Source organism: Streptomyces sp. NPDC087420 (assembly GCF_044744165.1).
GTDB lineage: Bacteria > Actinomycetota > Actinomycetes > Streptomycetales > Streptomycetaceae > Streptomyces.
In genome coordinates, this window is sequence record NZ_JBIUXU010000023.1 from 35,881 (window position 1) to 54,197 (window position 18,317).

The window sequence follows — 18,317 nt, forward strand, 5'->3', positions numbered from 1 at the left end:
ACGACGCGTCACACCCCCGCCGCCCCCAGCAGCGCGCCCGCGCCGTACGTGACCCCCATGGCCACCGCTCCCCCGCCCACGTTCCGCAGCACCGCGCGTGTCCTCGGGGCCGCGCCCAGTTTCGCGCTGCCCCAGCCCGTCAGGGCCAGGGCCACCAGGACCGCCAGGACCGTCACCGGCACCCGGAAGGCCGTCGACAGGAGGACGATCGCGAGGAGCGGCAGCAGGGCGCCCACCGTGAACGACAGGAAGCTCGCCCCCGCCGCGTGCCACGGGTTGGTCAGGGCGTCGGGGTTGATGCCCAGCTCCTCGCTCGCGTGGGCGCGCAGCGCGTCCCGCGCCGTCAGCTGCTCCGCCGCCGCGCGCGCCACCTTCTCCGACAGGCCGCGCTCCGCCAACAGCCCGGTCAGCTCTTCGAGTTCGGCCTCCGGCTGCTCCCGCAGCTCGCGGCTCTCCACGGCCAGCGCCGCCCGCTCCGAGTCGCGCTGGGTGGAGACCGACACGTACTCCCCCGCCGCCATCGACATCGACCCGGCCAGCAGGCCCGCCAGACCCGCCGTCAGCAGGGTCCCCCGGGCATCGGTGGCGCCGGCCACGCCGACCACCAGACCCGCGGTGGAGACGATCCCGTCGTTGGCGCCGAGGACGGCGGCGCGCAGCCAGTTGAGGCGGGTGCCCAGGGCGTCGCCGTGGGGCTCGGCGTGGGCGGTGGTGGAGTCGGTCATCCGGCGAGAGTCTCACCCGGGCCGTCACCGGCGCGACAGCGACCCGCACTTGACGGACCGCCCGGCGGCGGGCGCGCGCCGCCGCCGGACCGCCCGGGCGACCACACTGTCAGTCGCGGCCCGTATTCTCTGTGACCATGCTCGACGACCAGACGACAGCGACGATGTGGCCGGCCGCCTACCCCCAGGGGTACGCGGTCGTCGACGTGGAGACCACCGGCCTCGCCCGCGACGACCGGATAGTGTCCGCCGCCGTCTACCGCCTGGACGTCCGGGGCGAGGTCGAGGACCACTGGTACACACTCGTCAACCCGGAGCGCGATCCGGGACCCGTCTGGATCCATGGACTGACGAGCGACGTCCTGGAGAGCGCCCCGCTCTTCCCGGAGATCGCCGCCGAGTTCGCCGAGCGCCTGGAGGGCCGGGTGCTGGTGGCGCACAACGCGATCTTCGACTGGTCGATGATCGCCCGGGAGTACGCCCGCGCGGGCGGCGCGGCGCCCACCCGGCAGCGGCTGTGCACGATCGCGCTGTCCAAGGAGCTGGCCCTGCCGCTGCCCAACCACAAACTGGAGTCGCTGGCCGCGCACTTCGGTGTGGTGCAGCAGCGCGCGCACCACGCGCTGGACGACGCGCGGGTGCTCGCCGAGGCGTTCCGGCCGAGTCTGCACGCGGCGGCGCGGGACGGCGTACGGCTGCCGCTCCTCGAATGCCTGCCGCTCACGGAGTGGTCGGACACGCCCGCCCGCCCCCGGATCGGGCCCCAGTCGTCGTACCGTCCGGCGGGTCAGTCGACCTGGCGCCCCTCGCGCAAGCGCCCGTCCTGCCCGTATCCGAACCCGGGGCGCTACGAGACGGGCAAGGCGCTCGTGCAGGGCATGCGCGTGGCGTTCTCGGGCGACACGTCCGTCGACCGTGAACTGCTGGAGGACCGGGCGGTGGAGGCGGGGCTGCATGTGGCGACGAGTGTGTCCCGGCTGACCAGTCTCCTGGTGACCAACGATCCGGAGTCCTCGACGTCCAAGACCGTCAAGGCGGTGTCGTACGGCACGCCGGTCGTCGACGAGGCCGCCTTCACCCAGCTGCTGCGGGACGTCGCGCCCGCCGGTGGTGACGCCCCCGCTTCCACGGACAGGTGACCGATTCGTACCCGCCGTCCGGCGCCCGGCCCCCGGCGGGTACCGTCGAAGGCGTGTACCGCTTCCTGTTCACCCGGCAGTGGGTGATTCTCGCCCTGCTCTCGCTCGCGCTCATCCCGACGATGATCGAGCTGGGTTTCTGGCAGCTTCACCGGCACGAGCACAAGGTCGCCCAGAACACGCTGATCTCGGACAACCTCAAGGCGAAGCCCGTCCCGGTCACGGAGCTGACCTCCCCGGGGCACACCGTCCCGTACTCCGACTACTGGCGCCGGGTCACCGCCACGGGCCGGTTCGACACCGCCCACGAGGTCGTCGTCCGCCGCCGTACGTCCAGTGACGAACAGGTCGGCTACCACGTCCTGATCCCGCTCATCCTGGACGACGGCCGCGCGCTGATCGTGAACCGGGGCTGGATCCCGTCCGGCAACGACCAGCGGGCCTTCCCGAAGATCCCGGCCCCGCCCTCGGGCGAGGTCACGATCACCGGGCGCCTCAAGGCCGACGAGACGACGAAGGGCAGCGGCATCCGCGACCTGCGGGACCTGCCGCCCCGCCAGGTCATGCTGATCAACAGCGAGGAACAGGCCACGTACCTGGACCGTACGGTCCTCGGCGGTTACGTCGAGCTGACCTCGCCGGTCCCGGCCGGCCGTTCCCCCCAGCAGATCCCGGACCCCGACGACGGCTCGATCGGCCCGCACATGGCGTACGCGGTCCAGTGGTGGCTGTTCGCCGCCGGGGTGCCGGTCGGCTTCGTGGTCCTCGTACGCCGGGAGAAGCGCGACCGCGCGGCGGCGGCGGACTCCGACGCGGACGCGGACGCGGAACAGCAGGACGTCCCCGCGCAGTCCCCCGCACCTGTGTGACCCGCGAAGATCCGGCCGACAGGGCCGACGGACAGGGCCTAACCCCCCGGTGACGTGGGAACAGGCCCAGAGTGACTCCACGCATCGAGGACTACGCGCTCATCGGCGATCTCCAGACCGCCGCCCTGGTCGGCAGGAACGGCTCCATCGACTGGCTGTGCCTTCCTCGCTTCGACTCGGCCGCCTGCTTCGCGGCGCTGCTCGGCGACGAGGATAACGGCCACTGGCGGATCGCCCCCAAGGACGCCGGTGACAGCACCCGGCGGTCCTACGTGGGCGACACGCTCGTCCTGGAGTCCGTGTGGGAGACGCGTACCGGCTCGGTGAAGGTCACCGACTTCATGCCCCAGCGCGACACCGCACCCGACATCGTGCGGATCGTGGAGGGCCTCAGCGGCTCGGTGGAGATGCGGTCCACCCTGCGGCTGCGCTTCGACTACGGCTCGGTCGTGCCCTGGATGCGGCGCTCGGACGGCCACCGGGTCGCCGTCGCGGGGCCGGACTCCGTGTGGCTGCGCAGCGAGCCGCACGTCAAGACGTGGGGCCAGCACTTCACCACGTACTCGTCGTTCACCGTCGGCGCCGGCGAGAAAGTGGCGTTCGTCCTCACCTGGCACCCCTCCCACAAGGACCGCCCCGACCTGATCGATCCGTACGAGGCGCTGGAACAGAGCCTGGAGGACTGGCGGGAGTGGTCCGCGCGCTGCCGGTACGACGGGCCGCACCGCGACGCCGTCATGCGCTCACTGATCACCCTCAAGGCGCTCATCTACGCCCCGACGGGCGGCATCATCGCCGCGCCCACCACCTCCCTGCCCGAGGAGATCGGCGGGGTGCGGAACTGGGACTACCGCTACTGCTGGCTGCGCGACTCGACGCTGGTGCTGGGCGCCCTGCTGTCGGCCGGCTATCTGGACGAGGCGGCGGCCTGGCGCGACTGGCTGCTGCGCGCGGTCGCCGGTGATCCGGCGGACCTCCAGATCATGTACGGGGTCGGGGGCGAGCGCCGGCTGCCGGAGACCGAACTGTCCTGGCTGCGGGGGTACGAGGGGTCCTCACCCGTCCGTACCGGCAACGAGGCTGTCGAGCAGCTCCAGCTCGACGTGTACGGCGAGGTCATGGACTCCCTCCACCTGGCGCGCGCCTCCGGTCTGCCCGCGACCTCGCACGCCTGGAAGCTCCAGCTCAGCCTGCTCGGTTTCCTGGAGTCGCGGTGGCGCGAACCGGACGAGGGCCTGTGGGAGGTGCGCGGCCCCCGCAGGCACTTCGTGCACTCGAAGGTGATGTCCTGGGTCGCCGCCGACCGTGCCGTACGGACCCTGGAGGACGACCCGTCGCTGCCCGGGGACGTGGCGCGGTGGCGGGCGATGCGGGACGAGGTGCACGACGAGGTCTGCGCGAAGGGGTACGACCCGGTACGGAACACCTTCACGCAGTCGTACGGCTCCGCGGAGCTGGACGCGGCGGCGCTGCTGATCCCGCAGGTCGGCTTCCTGCCGCCGGACGATCCCCGGGTCGTGGGCACGGTCGACGCGGTCAGGGAGGAGCTGATGCAGGGCGGCTTCGTCCGGCGCTACAGCACCGAGGGCCCGCTGGTGGACGGACTGCCGGGCGGGGAGGGCACGTTCCTCGTCTGCTCGTTCTGGCTGGCCGACGCCCTGCGGATGACCGGGCGCCACGACGAGGCGGAGGAGCTGTTCGCCCGGCTGCTGGAGCTGCGCAACGACGTGGGGCTGCTGTCGGAGGAGTACGACCCGGTGGCCGGGCGCCAACTGGGCAACTTCCCGCAGGCGTTCAGCCACATCGGGCTGGTGGGGACCGCCGTCCTGCTGTCGAAGGGCGGCACGGCACGATAGGCCCATGGATCTTGGACTGAAGGACCGCGTCTATGTCGTCACCGGTGCCTCTCGGGGGCTTGGCCGCGCGGCGGCGGAGGCGCTGGTCGCGGACGGCGCGAAGGTGGTCGTCACCGGGCGCGACGCGGCGGGTGTGGCCGGGGCGGCGCGGGAGCTGGGCCCCGGCGCGTACGGGATGGCCGCGGACAACGCGGACCCGGAGGTGGCGGCGCGGCTGACGGCCGCCGCCCGGGAGCGGTTCGGGCGGTTCGACGGGATGCTGATCAGCGTCGGCGGCCCGCCGGCCGGGGCGGCGACGGCCCACACGGACGAGCAGTGGCGGACGGCGTTCGAGTCGGTGTTCCTCGGGGCGGTACGGCTGGCGCGGGCCGCGGCGGCGGAGCTGGGTGAGGGCGGGGTGATCGGGCTGGTGCTGTCCGGGTCGGTCCACGAGCCGATACCGGGCCTGACGCTCTCGAACGGGCTGCGGCCGGGGCTGGCGGGCTTCGCGAAGTCCCTCGCGGCCGAGGTGGGTCCGCGCGGGATACGGGTCCTCGGCCTGCTGCCGTCCCGCATCGACACGGACCGCGTCCGCGAACTGGACGCGCTGTCGGGCGACGCGGAGGCCGCGCGGGCGCGGCAGGAGGCCCGTATCCCGCTGCGGCGGTACGGGACGCCGGCGGAGTTCGGCAGAACGGCGGCGTTTCTGCTCTCACCCGCGGCGTCGTACCTGACGGGGCTGATGGTCCCGGTGGACGGGGGCGCGCGGCACGGCTTCTAGGCGGGCGCGTCGCGGGTTGCGCGGCCTCCGGCCGCACTGTGTCCTCGATCGCCGGACGGGCTTGATACGACCCAGGACTACGCCGACGCCGGGGACGTCCACGGGGTCGTGCCCTCCTGGTCCGGGTGGATGGGAGTGAAGCGCACCGGCAGGCGCGTGAGGGCGCGGAGGAAGCCCGTGGGGCGCCAGACGATCTCGGAGGCGGGGACGGCGAGTTCCAGCGTGGGGAGCCACGACGTGAGCCGTTCGACGGCCGTCACCGCGATCTGCACGCTCGGGTCCTTCGCCGGACAGGCATGCGGCCCCGCCGAGAACGCGAGATGCGAACGGCCCCCGTTCCCCGCCTCCTCGGGCCGTTCGGGCGCCAGCCCGTCGTTGATCGCGGCGAAGGAGATCAGGACCAGGCTGTGCGCCGGGACCGGCACCCCGGCCAGCACGGTGTCCTGACGGGGGTAGTGGGCCCCGTAGTTGGCCACCGGCGCCTGCTTCCACAGCACGACCCGCAGCGCGTCGTGCACGGTCAGGGCCCCGTCCGTGAGCGTGCTGTAGTACCGGTCGTCGGTCAGCATGCGGTGCAGGCTGTTGGCGAGCAGCCCGCTGGTCGGCTCGTAGGCCGCGCCGACGAAGAGGAGCAGCTCCTCCACGACCTCCTGCTTGGTGAGCCGCGCCGGATGGGACAGCAGCCAGGACGTCAGGTCCTGACCCGGCTCGCGCACCCTGAGGTCCACCAGCTCGCCGATGTACCCGAGATAGGCGTCCCAGGCGACCTTGGCCTGCTCCTGGTGCGCGCTCGTGAACCCGGCGAGCGAGGTGGCGAGCCGCGTGCTCTCCCGGTCGGGGACGCCGAACATCTCGTTGAACAGCAGGACCGGCAGCCCCATGGCGAACTCCGCGACCAGATCGCACTCCCCCCGCGCCGCGAAGCCCTGGATGAGCCGGTCGGCGCTGCGCCGCACCATGCCGCGCAGCACGTGCGGCTCGAAGCGGGCGAGGCTGTCGGAGACCGCGCCCCGGTACCGGGCGTGTTCCTCGCCGTCGGTGAACATCGGGCTGCGCTGGTAGCCCAGCATGGACAGCAGCGGCGAGTCGGCGGGCATGTGGGACCTCTGCCAGGGGCGCGGGTCCTTGGACCAGAGGCCGGTGCCGTACAGGACCTCCAGCGCGGTGTCGAAATCCGTCACCAGCATCGCCTGGACCCCGGGGGCGAACTCGACCGGCACCACCTTGCCCACGGCGCGCAGCCGCCGGTAGATCCCGTAGGCGTCGGCGGCGAACTCGGGGCCGTACAGCCGGGTCAGGTCGGACGTCAGCGGGGTGGTCACACCATCTCCAGCGGGGACAGGACGTGTTGGGTCATCGTGATCAGCGCGTCCAGGCACGCGTCGCGGTCCCGGGCGTCGAGGCCGACGACCGGGGTGCCCGGCGGCAGGTCGAGCGCCGCGCGGACGTCGTCCGGCGAGTGGACCGGTGAGGCGGGGAAGCGGTTGACGCCGACGACGTACGGCAGCCCCGCGGCCTCCACCATGTCCATCACCTCGAACGCGGCGTCCAGCCTGCCGGTGTCGACCAGCACCAGGATGCCCAGCGCGCCGCGGACGATGTCGTCCCACAGGACGCGGAACCGCTTCTGCCCGGGACTGCCGAACAGATACAGCACGAGGCGGTCGTCCAGCGTGAGCCGGCCGAAGTCGGTGCCGACCGTGGTGTGGGTCTTGGCGTCGACCCCGTCCAGGTCGTCGACCAGCGCGCCGGCCTGTGTCATCAGCTCTTCGGTGTGCCGGCTCTGAATCTCGGAGACGGCGCTGACGAAGGTGGTCTTGCCGACCGCGAACGGTCCGGCGACCACCACCTTGAGCATCAGGGCGTTCTCGGGGAGGCGGGCCGGGGGCGGGCTGTGCGGGGCCTCACGGAGAGGACTTGGCCCGGCGAAGTCCATCGAGCACCTTTCTCAGCATCTCGGGGTCGTGCTGCGCCGCGATGGGCGCGGGCGGGCGGGCCTTGAGGCATCCCGCCGCGATCAGGTCAGCCAGCACGACCTTCGACAGCGAGACGGGCAGCCGCAGGTACGAGGCGGTCTCCACCAGGGACAGGGCACCGGCCCTGAGCAGCTCCATGGCCTCGCGCTGCTTGTCGCTCAGGCCGCGTGGGAGGTCGCCGCCGACGCGGTGGAGCAGGGTGATCCGTTCGAGCGCGCAGCGTTCGGCCCTGGCCCGGCCGCCGGTCTCGACGTAGGGCCGTACGAGCGGCCTCGACGCCCGTTCCGAGGTCATGACACCGCACCCACGGCGCCGCTCCCGTGCTGGCGCGCCGGGGTGCTCATGGCGCGGCCCAGCTTCTTCACCTGGACCTGCACCTCGTGCGCCACGACGCCCAGGTCGACGTCGGTGTCGGTGTAGACCGCGATCACCGCGTTCCGGCCGGCGCCGGTGAGGAACACGTAGCCGTGGTGGCCCTCGACGACCACCTGTCGTACGTCCTCCGGGCCGTCGGAGCCCGCGAAGGCGCCGAGGAGGCCACGGGAGGAGGAGATGATGCCGGCGAGCATGGCCGACGCGCCCTCCGCGTCCACCCGGGGCAGGTTGGTGGAGCGTCCCTGGACCAGACCGTCGGAGGCGAGGACCACTCCGTGCCGCACGTGCGGGATGTCCATCAGCGGTTCGAGCACCCACGACATCGGTTCGTCCGTCGTCCGGAGCTTCGGCTCACGGCGTCCTTCGATCATCATGGCTGTCCTTCTTCGGAGGGGTGGTCGGGCTGGTCCGGGGCGGCGCGGCCGGCCGCCGTGCCGGACTGGACCGCGGCCCACCGGCTCTGGTTCTCCGCCGGGCTGGGATCAGGCACACCGGGCGCGTCGGGGACGCCGGCCGCGCCGGCCGCCCGGGCGCGCATCCCCCTGCGCTGGGGCAGACCGCCCGGTCCTGACGCGGGGACGTACGTGGAAACGTGCACGGGAAGCGGCTCCTCGTCGCCCAGGATCGGTACGCGCGGGGAGGGAACGTTGGGTGACACCGTGCTCGGCGTCACCGAGTCCTCCTTGACCATGATCAGCAGTGACTCCGGTACGAGGACGGCGGCGCGCAGCCCGTTGCTGTACGGGGCCCGCTCCAGGACGGTGCGCAGGCCGTACTGCCGGGCGATGGCACCGGCCACCGGCAGGCCGATGCCCGGCGGTTCGCCCTCCAGCTCGGTGAAGAGCAGCGCCAGGTCACCGGCGGCGAGCCCGTTGGCCCGCGCCAGCTCGTCCGCCTCCATGCCCAGTCCCCAGTCGGTGATGAAGAAGGTGCAGCCGCTCGCGCCGTGTTTCACCTCCACCTCGATGTCGATGTTGCTCGGGGAGTGGCTGAGGGCGTTGTCGAGCAGCTCGGCGAGGACCATGGCCAGGGGTTCGACGGCGCGGGCCACCACCCCCAGCCGGCCGCGGACGTGGTAGCTGGGCGGCGCGATCCGCTGGTAGCCGACCACCCGCCCGGCGGCGCTCTTGACGATGCCCTGCACCGGCGAGTCCCCCCGGGCCAGCCCCGGCCACCTCCCGCACATCACGGCCAGGCCCTGGACGAGCCGGAGGTTCAGCTCGTTGAGTTCGTCCAGGCGCACCAGGTCCTCGGCCACGTCCGGATGGTCGTACCGCTCCTGCATGCCCTGGAGGAAGGTCTGCTGCCGGTAGTGGAGCGCCTGGAGCTTGCCCATGACGCCCCGCATCACCGCCTTGGCCGCGTCGTCGCCCCGTACCCGCTCGTCCACGACCAACTGCCGCACCTGGTCGAGCACCTGACCGAGCGACACATCCACCTCGGAGCCGGCCAGGTGTTCGTCGCGCAGCCCGGGGACCACCACATGGGGGTGCGCGGTGGCCATCGCCAGCTCGGGCAGCCGGGTGGCGGCCGTGTGGCGCACCTCGGCGAGGACCGACCGCACCAGGTCGTCCTTCCCGGTCAGTTCCGCGCCCAGCCGGGCGATCTCCCCCTCCAGCGCGGCCACCCGGTCCTGCTGGAGTCTCTCGCCGTACGCCAGCCGCGCGTCGAACACGGACTGAGCCTCGGCCAGGGCGCTTTCGGCCCGCCGTCTCTGCCGCCACCACGGAACGGGCATCACTCACACCGCCGTGGACCGGCAGTGGCACCACTTGCCATAGCTGTAACCCCGTCACATCACTGTCGTCGCCGTTTCACTGTTGTCGCGCGCGGATCACCGCCGCCGCACGGATCACCGGCCGAAACGGGCCACAGAAAATCCGGCCGCCGCTCCGGGCCGCCGTATAGCCCTATCGGTGATCCATGGGACCAGTCAACGGGAGAATCAGAAACCATGGGACGAATGGGGCCACAGAGACACCAGATGCGTTACCGGCCGGGCACTCTCCGTCAATTCACTCTCTCGGGGCGGTGCTTGGCGGCCCGCAGCCTGACCTCCGCCGGCAGTGCCTCCAGCCCCGCCGAGCCGCGCGCGTGGGCCAGCGCCTCGCCCGTCAGGCGGTTCATCGCACCGCCGGGATCGGCGTGCGGCTCCAGCAGGAGCTGGACCCGCGCGGCGGGCGCCGTACGACGGCCCGTCAACCTGGCGCGCGCACGTGCGACCCCATCGAGGGACCCCGCCTCGCTCTCCAGCACTCCTTCGAGGGCCCGCCCGCGCAGCAGCGCGCCTTCACCGTCGCCGCTGTCGACGAGGATTTCGGCCAGCCGCGCCCGCCGGAACTGGGCCAGCAGCCAGCACAGGGTGAGCACCACGATGACCGCGAGGGCGGCGATGATCACTGGCCACCACCAGCCGTCGTCGCGATAGCGCTGCCGGTTGTGGCGGGTCAGCAGGACGTCGTGCGCTCCGCTGTACGGCCACCAGCCGGGCACCGCCCAGCCCTGCCCCCGGGCGACCACCACACCCCCGGCGAGGAGCAGCACCAGGCCGAGGAGACCGAGCAGGACCCGGTTGACGATCCGGAACACCCCGCCGGTACGGCCGGGCTTGGACGCGCCCCCGTGGCCGTGGCCGGCCTTCTTCTCGCTCTGCTCGTGCTTCGCCTTCTTCGCCTGTCTCGCCCGCCACTGCTTCTGTTCCTTCTGCTCCTTCTTTTCCTGACGGTCCGTCCCGCGCTTCTCGCCGCGCCGGCTCATCCGGTCACCCCTTCTTCTTGGGCCTGCGGACCCGTACCGACAGGGCCAGCGGCCTGGCGAGACCGAGGTCCCCCAGGCCGGCGCCGAGCGCGCTGTCCAGATCGGCCCGTACGTCGTCGAGTTCACGGAAGTGGGCCAGCGCGCGGACCCGTGCCTTGCGCCGGCGCACCCGGACCCGCGCGGAGCGCACGCCCGAGACCTCCATGGCCCGGTCGCGCAGCACCAGCGCGGCGGCGGACCGGTCGAGCCCGGCCCGTACGTGCGCGAAGTCGCGGCGCATCGGCAGCAGCGCGCGGAGCCCCGGAGTCAGGGCGAGGAGGATCAGCCAGACGCCGAGCGCCATCGCGACACAGGCCGAGAGCATGAGCCACGTCTCGTCGAGCGGTTGTTCGGCCAGCTCCTCGGCCAGTCTGCGGCGCCAGTACATCGCGTGGTGCCCGGCCCGTACCGCCGCGACGTCGTACAGCACCAGCCCGGCGGCGCCCAGGATGATCGCGGCGGCCACGGCGGCGGGGATCCGGCGCGCGGACCAGAAGCGGCCCGCTTTGCCGCCGGAGACCGTGGCGCCGTCGGGCAAGGGGGGCCGCGGTTCGCCGGGTGCGGCCGAGGCGGACCGGTCCGTACGCACGACCCCGCCTCGCTCGCCGTGCTTGGCGAGGTCGACCCGGTCGCGTCCCTCGTCCGGCCCGGTCGACTCGTTCGATCCGTTCGATCCGTTGGACTCGTCTGACTCGTCGGACTCGTTGAATGGATGACTCATCGGATCCTCCCCCGGTCGGTGCCCCGCGTGTGGACGGAGTGCAGGCGTTCGACCTGGACCACCACCTCGGCCACCTCCACACCCGCCAGCCCGTGCACCCGCTGGGCGACCCGCTGCCGCACGGCGCCGCAGCGGGCGCCGACGTCGGACGGGTAGTCCAGCTCCAGGCCGACCCGCACCCGCGCGGCGCCGTGATGCACCGTCACCGAGGCGTGCGGTGCCTCGCCGCCTTCCGGTACGCGGTCGAGCGCCTCCCTCGCGGCGCGCGCGGCGATCTTCGCCACCACGCGGTCCGCGATCGTCGTCACTCCGCGCTCGGCGGCCACCACCCGGTCACCGGCCACGCGGGATCACCGCCGCCGGCCGTCGCGGTCGCGACTGCGGAAGAAGTCGCCGGGCTCCAGATCGCCGTCCGCGAATTTCCCGGCGACGAACCCGGCCGCGCCCAGCACGGCCACCACCACAAACGCTCCGAAACCGCCGAAATATCCGGCGAACCCGAGCGCGATACCGGCCAACACACCGACCATCGCCATGCTCATCGTGCGCTCCTCCTCCGCTTCGCGTCCGTCTCCACCACCCCTTACTGGACTCGCGTGTCCGAGTCGTCGTCGTCCTCTTCGTCGGGCAGCTTGACGTCGCTGACCGCGATGTTGACCTCGACGACCTCCAGGCCCGTCATCCGCTCCACGGCGGAGATGACGTTCTCCCGGACCACCCGGGCGACGTCGGTGATCGACACGCCGTAGTCCACGACGATCTCCAGGTCGAGCGCGGCCTGGACCTCGCCGACCTCGGCCTTCACGCCCCGGCTGACGGACTTGGACGACCCGGTGCCGGGCACCCGGTCGCGGACGGCGCCGAAGGTGCGGGACATTCCGCTGCCCATGGCGTGCACGCCGACCACGTCACGGGCCGCGAGACCGGCGATCTTCTCCACCACGCCGTCGGCGATGGTGGTACGGCCGCGCGAGCCGGGGGCGCCTCCGCCGCGCTTGCCCGCGGAAACCCTTCGCCCCTCGTCGCCCACCCCCTCCCTGACGGAAGGCTCGGACTGATTGCGGGATGCGGTGTCTGACATCGCCATTCGCCCTTTCCGCTCGGTGATGGACTCCTTTGCACACATTAGGGGTGCTTGTGCGGTTACGCACCGTACATACGGCAGGCTGGGGCCATGACGACAGCGCACAGCACGGACGGCCAGGGCCCTTCGGACACCTCGGACCGGGGCGCCGGCGGCCAGGGCTCCCCCGGATGGACGGCCGCGGTGCGGCAGCGGCTGGGTCTGGGCCGGCTGCTCCCTTCGGGCGGCCCGTCCGAAGGGATCTGGGTGACGGAGCAGGCGGCGACGGCGGAGCTGCGGCGCGCGGCGGTGGCGGTGCCGGGCGCGTCGCTGGGCGGGCTGTGGCTCTCCCCGGCCGACCAGGACGGGCCTGGGTTGCCCGTGGTGCCCCCGCCGCCGGGCGCGGCCGTTTCCGTACCGCTGCGGATCGACGGGGAGTTCACGGCGACGACGGGTGAGCCGCTGATGGCGGTGGCGCAGCGGCTGCGCGAGGTGCTGGCCGGGGCGGCGGAGGAGCGGCTGGGGCTGGACGTGGCGGAGGTCGACCTGCGGATCACGGGCCTGGTGGAGCCGGCCACCGGGCCGGGGGCGGAGGCCGTCAGAAAGTCGGCGGCCACTGGGCCGGTCGGGCGACGGGCCGCGGCGGCGCAGGGCGAGGCGGCCCGGGTGGCGGCCGGGGTGCCGGGGGTCGCGTATCTGACCGGGACCCTGGGCGCGGCGGTGACCGTCACCTGGGACCAGGTACGGGTGGAGGTGGCGACGGCACCGGGCCACCACGCGCCGACGGTGGCACGGGCGGTCCGCGAGGCGGTGACCGCGACGGGGACGTCGCCGGTGACGGTGCTGGTCACGGCGGTGGAGGCGGAGGCCGACCAGGGGGCGGCCGGGAGCTGAGGGGCGTGCACGGGGGCGCGGGGCCGTACGGGAGGAGCGGCTTCCCGTACGGCCGTGCGAGCGCCGGTAGCCCCGTCGGGGGCCGGCGCGACGTCAGTCCGACAGGCCCGCCAGGTCGCGGAGGCGGCGGGCCTGGGACGCGCGCTCGGCGGCGCGCTGTTCGTCGAAGGTGCGGCCCGCCGCGCCCGCCAGCAGCGCCTTGGTCTCGATCACCGCGTCGCGCGGAGCCGCCAGCAGCGCGGCCGCCAGGTCCTTCACCGCCGCGTCGAGCTCGTCCGCGTCGACCACGAGGTTGGCGAGCCCGGTCCGCTCGGCCTCCGCCGCCTGGACGAAGCGGCCCGTCGCGCAAATCTCCAGGGCGCGGGCGTACCCCACCAGCCCCACCAGCGGATGTGTGCCGGTGAGGTCGGGGACGATACCGAGACTGGTCTCGCGCATGGCGAACTGGACGTCGGGCGTCACCACCCGGAGGTCACACGCCAGGGCGAGCTGGAAGCCCGCCCCGATGGCATGCCCCTGGACCGCCGCGATCGACACGAGGTCGTTGCGCCGCAGCCAGGTGAATCCGTCCTGGTACCCGGCGATCGCCGCGTCGAGAGCCTCGTCGGACTCGCGCGCGAGATCGAGGAAAGTAGGCTCCCCGTCGAACCCCTCGGGGGTGAACGCCTGCCGGTCGAGCCCGGCGGAGAAGGAGACACCTTCACCGCGCAGGATGACAACCCGCACACTGCCCGGCAACAACCGTCCGGCTTCCGACAACGCCCGCCACAGAGCGGGAGACTGAGCGTTGCGTTTGGCCGGGTTGGTCAACGTCACCGTGGCGACCGCGTCCTCGACGGTGAGCCGTACGCCGTCCTTGTCGAGTACTGGATCGAGCGAAGTCATAGGGGCGCCTCCGGTTCGGGCAGTCAGCCGTTCGAGCTAAGTGACTGCACAGTAACCACCAGGCCGACGTTGCGGTCGGCCGGGTGGCCACCACCGAACCGGTGGCCGGGAGGAGCCACACTCGGTCGTCAGGCCGCAGCGGCCTTCTTGCCTCGCGTCGCTCCGCCGCGTCCCCGGAGTGTGACTCCGGACTCGCTGAGCATCCGGTGGACGAATCCGTAGGAGCGGCCCGTTTCTTCGGCCAGCGCCCGGATGCTCGCACCGTTGTCGTACTTCTTCTTCAGGTCTGCCGCGAGCTTGTCGCGCGCGGCGCCGGTTACCCGGCTGCCCTTCTTCAGAGTCTCGGCCACCCGTGCCTCCTCGTGGGAAGTGCGCTCTGGACTTCTCATGATCACCCCTTGGCGCCATCCTGGCCACCCATTCGGCAAGGTCCGTGCGACGAGCTTTCGCGCGCTTCGGGGTGCGGGGACGTCCCGGACGACAAGTTCTGGCTGAATTCCGGACAGGGCCGCAGCCGCTCTTGACCCGCTCTTTAACCGAAGACGCAGGTCAGAAGCCTGATGTCGGAAAATGGCCAGCTCGGGGTCGCGTACGGTCCGGTCCGTCTCACGACGCGCCGGAGTACGAGACCGTCTCACTCAGATGAAGGATCACCGCTGAGCCGAATGATCCATCGGGAGTGGATCACCAGATGTGGATCACCGGGCGCGACCCCCCGGACGGGAGCCGCGCGCCGCGCGGACGGGAGCACTCAGGCGAGCGCCACGAGATCCGCGTAGTCGGCGCCCCAGAGGTCCTCGACCCCGTCGGGCAGCAGGATGATCCGCTCGGGCTCCAGCGCGTGGACCGCGCCCTCGTCGTGCGTGACGAGGATGACGGCGCCCTTGTACGTACGGAGGGCCCCGAGGATCTCCTCGCGGCTGGCCGGGTCGAGGTTGTTCGTCGGCTCGTCGAGGAGCAGCACGTTCGCGGCGGAGACGACCAGGGTCGCCAGCGCGAGACGGGTCTTCTCCCCGCCGGACAGCACCCCGGCGGGCTTGTCGACGTCGTCCCCGGAGAACAGGAAGGAACCGAGCGTCTTGCGGACCTCGACCAGGTCCAGGTCGGGCGCGGAGGAGCGCATGTTCTCCAGGACGGAGCGCTCCGGGTCCAGGGTCTCGTGCTCCTGCGCGTAGTAGCCCAGCTTGAGACCGTGGCCCGGGGTGACCGCTCCGGTGTCCGGCTTCTCGACCCCGGCCAGCAGCCGCAGCAGCGTCGTCTTGCCGGCGCCGTTGAGGCCGAGGATGACCACCCGGGAGCCCTTGTCGATGGCGAGGTCGACGTCGGTGAAGATCTCCAGCGAGCCGTACGACTTGGACAGTCCCTCCGCCGTCAGCGGGGTCTTGCCGCAGGGCGCGGGCTCGGGGAAGCGGAGCTTGGCGACCTTGTCGGACTGGCGCACCTGCTCAAGACCGGACAGCAGCCGCTCGGCGCGGCGGGCCATGTTCTGCGCGGCGACGGTCTTGGTGGCCTTCGCGCGCATCTTGTCGGCCTGCGAGTTCAGGGTCGCGGCCTTCTTCTCGGCGTTGGCCCGCTCGCGCTTGCGGCGCTTCTCGTCCGACTCGCGCTGCTGCTGGTAGAGCTTCCAGCCCATATTATAGACGTCGATCTGGGCGCGGTTGGCGTCGAGGTAGAAGACCTTGTTGACCACCGTCTCGACCAGCTCGACATCGTGGGAGATCACGATGAAGCCGCCGCGGTAGCTCTTGAGATAGTCGCGCAGCCAGACGACGGAGTCGGCGTCCAGGTGGTTCGTGGGCTCGTCGAGGAGCAGGGTGTCCGCGTCGGAGAAGAGGATGCGGGCCAGTTCGATCCGGCGGCGCTGACCGCCGGAGAGGGTGTGGAGGGGCTGGCCGAGCACCCGGTCGGGCAGGCCCAGCGCGGCGGCGATGGTGGCGGCCTCGGCCTCGGCGGCGTACCCGCCCTTGGTGAGGAACTCCGTCTCCAGGCGCTCGTACTTCTTCATCGCCTTCTCGCGGGTGGCGCCCTGGCCGTTGGCCATCCGCTCCTCGTTCTCCCGCATCTTCCTCAGGACGGAGTCGAGGTCGCGGGCGGACAGGACGCGGTCGCGGGCGAGGACGTCGAGGTCGCCGGTGCGGGGGTCCTGCGGCAGGTAGCCGACCTCACCGGAGCGGGTGATGGACCCGGCGGCCGGGATCCCCTCGCCGGCGAGGCACTTGGTGAGGGTGGTCTTGCCCGCCCCGTTGCGCCCGACAAGACCGATGCGGTCTCCCTTGGCGATACGGAACGAGGCGGACTCGATGAGGACGCGGGCGCCGGCGCGCAGTTCTACGCCGGTTGCGGTGATCACGGAAAGACTCCAAGGCGGTATGGACGGCGGAAGAGGGCAGGCGGAGGAGAGTCTTCGACGCCGGCTAATGCACAAGGAGAAGTGCCATAGCCACCAGTCTACCGGGGCCACGCAACTGCTTTGTCTGGGCGGGGGCGCCCCGCCGGACGGGCGGGGCGTTCCCGCCCGTCCGGACGGGCTGGGGCTCACGCGCCCCCGGTGTGCACCTGGAACGCGGCCCGGCGCACGGCCTTGGCGAGGGCCGGGTCCGGGTGTGCGGCGGCGAGGGCGACCAGGACCTGGACCGTACGGGGATGGCCGATGGCCCTGACCTCCCTGAGCAGCGCGGGCACCGTGCCCTGCACGGCGGACTCCAGGTGCCGTACCAGCAGGTCGGTCTCCCCGTGGTCGGCGACGGCCGCCGCCGTGTCGACCCAGAGCCAGGTCGCCTCCTCACGGGTCAGGACGTCGGCGGCGTCGTCGGGGTCGGCGCCCTCGTACTCCGCCAGCCAGAGGAGCGCGTACGGCCGCAGGGACGTGTCGTTCACCGCGGCCCGCACCGACGGCTCGGCGGGCGCTCCGACGACCCGCAGCGCCTCGAAGGCGAGACCGCGCAGCAGCGCGTCCTCGCCGCGGGCGACGGCGAGCAGTTCGATGATGGCGCTCCCGACGGTGCGCGCGGCGAGCCAGGCGCGGTATTCGGCGCGCGCCGGTCCCGGGGTGAGCCGGGCGCAGCCGCGGAGCATGTCCTGGGCGTGCTGCTCGATGTTGCCCGCGGGGCTCTGGGCGGCGACGCAGATCTGCTCCAGCTTGACCCAGACCGCCCAGTTGCCGAGGGGGGTGAGGGTGGCCTGGCCCTTGCCCAGCGTCAGCGCGCCGACGGCGGCCAGGCCCTCCAGGGCCCAGTCGAGGAGCGGAGGCAGCGGCACCTCGGCGGGGACGTCGGACCCGTCCGGTGCGTCCGTGGCGCCGGAGACCTCCGGAGCGTCCGTGGCGTCGGGGGCCGGTTCCGTCGCGTCGTCCGCCGGCTCCGTCGCGTCGTCCGCCGGGGCGGGCGCGCCGGACGCTTCCGCGCCGTCGGGGCCGTACGGCACCTCCGGTACCTCGCAGCGCTCCTCGTGGAGTTCCGCGACGCGCTGCTGGAGCAGGTCCAGCAGCGCCGGGGCGGTCACGGGGCCGGCGGACAGCTGCAACAGGGAGAGCACCTGCGGGACGGCCTCGACCACCTCGGCGACGGTCGCCGGGGCGACGTCCTCAGGGGCGGGGTGGACGAGCGACCAGGCGTCGAAGAGCGCCACCCAGCCGCGCAGGACGGCGCTGTCGTCGCGGTCCCAGGCCTGGAGCCGCCAGCCGGGGCGCACGGTCCCGCCGTGCAGCTCGACCAGTCCGGCCAGCCGGGCGCGGTCCCAGCTCGCCCGGACCTGTTCCGCCGTCAGGTCCAGCGCGGCCGAGGCCCGTTCCTGGGTGTGCGCGGCGAGATGACCCGCTCCGGGGTCACGGTCGGCGGCCGCCCAGCGGGCGATCCGTACGGCGTCGGCGAGGACGGCCCTCGCCTGGCGGGCCAGCTCCGCCGGTGGCGGAGTGCCCTCGGGCGGCCGGGGTGCGGGGCGGCTGCGCCCGTCGGTCACAGCCCGTCGTGCCGTGGTCAACGGCCTCGGGGTGACAAGTCGGAGTCTGGAGTTGCGCGCCAATTGCTCATCAGGCTTTCGGGACGTCACGGGGGCAGTCTTCCCGGTGACTGCCCGAAAGCCCAAACGGAACCTCTCCCCTCGCTCCTGACCCGGTGGAGGGAGCCCCTCACACGAGCTCAACGGAGTGGTACGGATGGGGTGAAAGCGCGCTTCCGGAGTCCCGGCGGGGGCGGTTCGCGGGGTGGTGCGTCCGCTCCATCCGCGTCTCATCCGCATCCGTTGCATCCGCGTCCGTCAC

20 protein-coding genes are annotated in these 18,317 nt (G+C 72.6%); 5 read left to right on the forward strand and 15 right to left on the reverse strand.

Annotation, left to right across the window (positions count from 1 at the left end; all coding sequences use genetic code 11):
• Window positions 1–8: 8 nt before the first annotated feature.
• Window positions 9–725, reverse strand: coding sequence for a VIT family protein (locus tag ACIO1C_RS34300; protein WP_401871332.1), 717 nt, complete (start codon window positions 723–725; stop codon window positions 9–11).
• A gap of 131 nt (window positions 726–856) precedes the next feature.
• On the opposite strand from ACIO1C_RS34300, the gene ACIO1C_RS34305 reads away from it, so the two are divergent.
• The 4 genes from ACIO1C_RS34305 to ACIO1C_RS34320 all read left to right on the forward strand — a co-directional run bounded on the left by ACIO1C_RS34305 (window position 857) and on the right by ACIO1C_RS34320 (window position 5,349).
• The gene (locus tag ACIO1C_RS34305; RefSeq protein ID WP_401871335.1) at window positions 857–1,864 is read left to right on the forward strand and encodes a DEDDh family exonuclease; all 1,008 of its coding nucleotides are present in this window, start codon (window positions 857–859) and stop codon (window positions 1,862–1,864) included.
• Between the two features lie 53 nt (window positions 1,865–1,917).
• Window positions 1,918–2,733: an SURF1 family protein gene (locus tag ACIO1C_RS34310; protein WP_401871338.1), complete on the forward strand. Its 816-nt coding sequence runs from the start codon at window positions 1,918–1,920 to the stop codon at window positions 2,731–2,733.
• A 71-nt stretch (window positions 2,734–2,804) separates the two neighbouring features.
• Window positions 2,805–4,589 carry a glycoside hydrolase family 15 protein gene (locus ACIO1C_RS34315; RefSeq protein WP_401871340.1) on the forward strand — a complete coding sequence of 595 codons (1,785 nt, stop codon included), beginning with the start codon at window positions 2,805–2,807 and terminating at the stop codon, window positions 4,587–4,589.
• A 4-nt stretch (window positions 4,590–4,593) separates the two neighbouring features.
• Window positions 4,594–5,349: an SDR family oxidoreductase gene (locus tag ACIO1C_RS34320; RefSeq protein WP_401871343.1), complete on the forward strand. Its 756-nt coding sequence runs from the start codon at window positions 4,594–4,596 to the stop codon at window positions 5,347–5,349.
• 77 nt (window positions 5,350–5,426) lie between these two features.
• On the opposite strand, the gene ACIO1C_RS34325 is transcribed toward ACIO1C_RS34320, so the two are convergent.
• The 10 genes from ACIO1C_RS34325 to ACIO1C_RS34370 form a co-directional block, all read right to left on the reverse strand.
• Window positions 5,427–6,671: a cytochrome P450 gene (locus ACIO1C_RS34325; RefSeq protein WP_401871345.1), complete on the reverse strand. Its 1,245-nt coding sequence runs from the start codon at window positions 6,669–6,671 to the stop codon at window positions 5,427–5,429.
• Window positions 6,668–7,285: a GTP-binding protein gene (locus tag ACIO1C_RS34330; protein ID WP_401871347.1), complete on the reverse strand. Its 618-nt coding sequence runs from the start codon at window positions 7,283–7,285 to the stop codon at window positions 6,668–6,670. The genes ACIO1C_RS34325 and ACIO1C_RS34330 overlap by 4 nt, the downstream gene beginning before the upstream one ends.
• Window positions 7,254–7,619: a DUF742 domain-containing protein gene (locus tag ACIO1C_RS34335; RefSeq protein ID WP_401871349.1), complete on the reverse strand. Its 366-nt coding sequence runs from the start codon at window positions 7,617–7,619 to the stop codon at window positions 7,254–7,256. The genes ACIO1C_RS34330 and ACIO1C_RS34335 overlap by 32 nt, the downstream gene beginning before the upstream one ends.
• A complete protein-coding gene (locus tag ACIO1C_RS34340) occupies window positions 7,616–8,074 on the reverse strand; it encodes a roadblock/LC7 domain-containing protein (protein WP_401871350.1) in 459 nt (152 codons plus the stop codon). The genes ACIO1C_RS34335 and ACIO1C_RS34340 overlap by 4 nt, the downstream gene beginning before the upstream one ends.
• Entirely contained in the window at window positions 8,071–9,375 is a 1,305-nt protein-coding gene (locus tag ACIO1C_RS34345) for an ATP-binding protein (protein ID WP_401871352.1), read from the reverse strand. Before ACIO1C_RS34345 ends, ACIO1C_RS34340 begins: the two co-directional genes overlap by 4 nt.
• Window positions 9,376–9,710: 335 nt before the next feature.
• Complete coding sequence (amaP, locus tag ACIO1C_RS34350) at window positions 9,711–10,289, reverse strand: alkaline shock response membrane anchor protein AmaP (protein WP_401871397.1); 579 nt, start codon at window positions 10,287–10,289, stop codon at window positions 9,711–9,713.
• 172 nt (window positions 10,290–10,461) lie between these two features.
• On the reverse strand, window positions 10,462–11,217 hold the full coding sequence (locus ACIO1C_RS34355) for a DUF6286 domain-containing protein (RefSeq protein WP_401871354.1): 756 nt from the start codon (window positions 11,215–11,217) through the stop codon (window positions 10,462–10,464).
• Window positions 11,214–11,561 carry a hypothetical protein gene (locus tag ACIO1C_RS34360; protein ID WP_401871357.1) on the reverse strand — a complete coding sequence of 116 codons (348 nt, stop codon included), beginning with the start codon at window positions 11,559–11,561 and terminating at the stop codon, window positions 11,214–11,216. The genes ACIO1C_RS34355 and ACIO1C_RS34360 overlap by 4 nt, the downstream gene beginning before the upstream one ends.
• Window positions 11,562–11,567: 6 nt before the next feature.
• Window positions 11,568–11,759: a hypothetical protein gene (locus ACIO1C_RS34365; protein WP_161308280.1), complete on the reverse strand. Its 192-nt coding sequence runs from the start codon at window positions 11,757–11,759 to the stop codon at window positions 11,568–11,570.
• A 41-nt stretch (window positions 11,760–11,800) separates the two neighbouring features.
• Complete coding sequence (locus ACIO1C_RS34370; RefSeq protein WP_161308281.1) at window positions 11,801–12,298, reverse strand: Asp23/Gls24 family envelope stress response protein; 498 nt, start codon at window positions 12,296–12,298, stop codon at window positions 11,801–11,803.
• Between the two features lie 93 nt (window positions 12,299–12,391).
• Here ACIO1C_RS34370 and ACIO1C_RS34375 point away from each other — a divergent pair, with 93 nt between their 5' ends.
• The gene (locus ACIO1C_RS34375) at window positions 12,392–13,174 is read left to right on the forward strand and encodes a hypothetical protein (protein WP_401871360.1); all 783 of its coding nucleotides are present in this window, start codon (window positions 12,392–12,394) and stop codon (window positions 13,172–13,174) included.
• A gap of 93 nt (window positions 13,175–13,267) precedes the next feature.
• On the opposite strand, the gene ACIO1C_RS34380 is transcribed toward ACIO1C_RS34375, so the two are convergent.
• The 4 genes from ACIO1C_RS34380 to ACIO1C_RS34395 all read right to left on the reverse strand — a co-directional run bounded on the left by ACIO1C_RS34380 (window position 13,268) and on the right by ACIO1C_RS34395 (window position 18,106).
• Entirely contained in the window at window positions 13,268–14,059 is a 792-nt protein-coding gene (locus tag ACIO1C_RS34380) for an enoyl-CoA hydratase/isomerase family protein (protein ID WP_401871363.1), read from the reverse strand.
• A 128-nt stretch (window positions 14,060–14,187) separates the two neighbouring features.
• The gene (locus tag ACIO1C_RS34385) at window positions 14,188–14,409 is read right to left on the reverse strand and encodes a helix-turn-helix domain-containing protein (RefSeq protein ID WP_208298717.1); all 222 of its coding nucleotides are present in this window, start codon (window positions 14,407–14,409) and stop codon (window positions 14,188–14,190) included.
• Window positions 14,410–14,810: 401 nt separating this feature from the next.
• Window positions 14,811–16,409, reverse strand: a complete 1,599-nt coding sequence (locus ACIO1C_RS34390; RefSeq protein ID WP_401871366.1) for an ABC-F family ATP-binding cassette domain-containing protein — start codon at window positions 16,407–16,409, stop codon at window positions 14,811–14,813.
• A 185-nt stretch (window positions 16,410–16,594) separates the two neighbouring features.
• Entirely contained in the window at window positions 16,595–18,106 is a 1,512-nt protein-coding gene (locus tag ACIO1C_RS34395) for a hypothetical protein (RefSeq protein WP_401871369.1), read from the reverse strand.
• Between the last annotated feature and the right edge of the window lie 211 nt (window positions 18,107–18,317).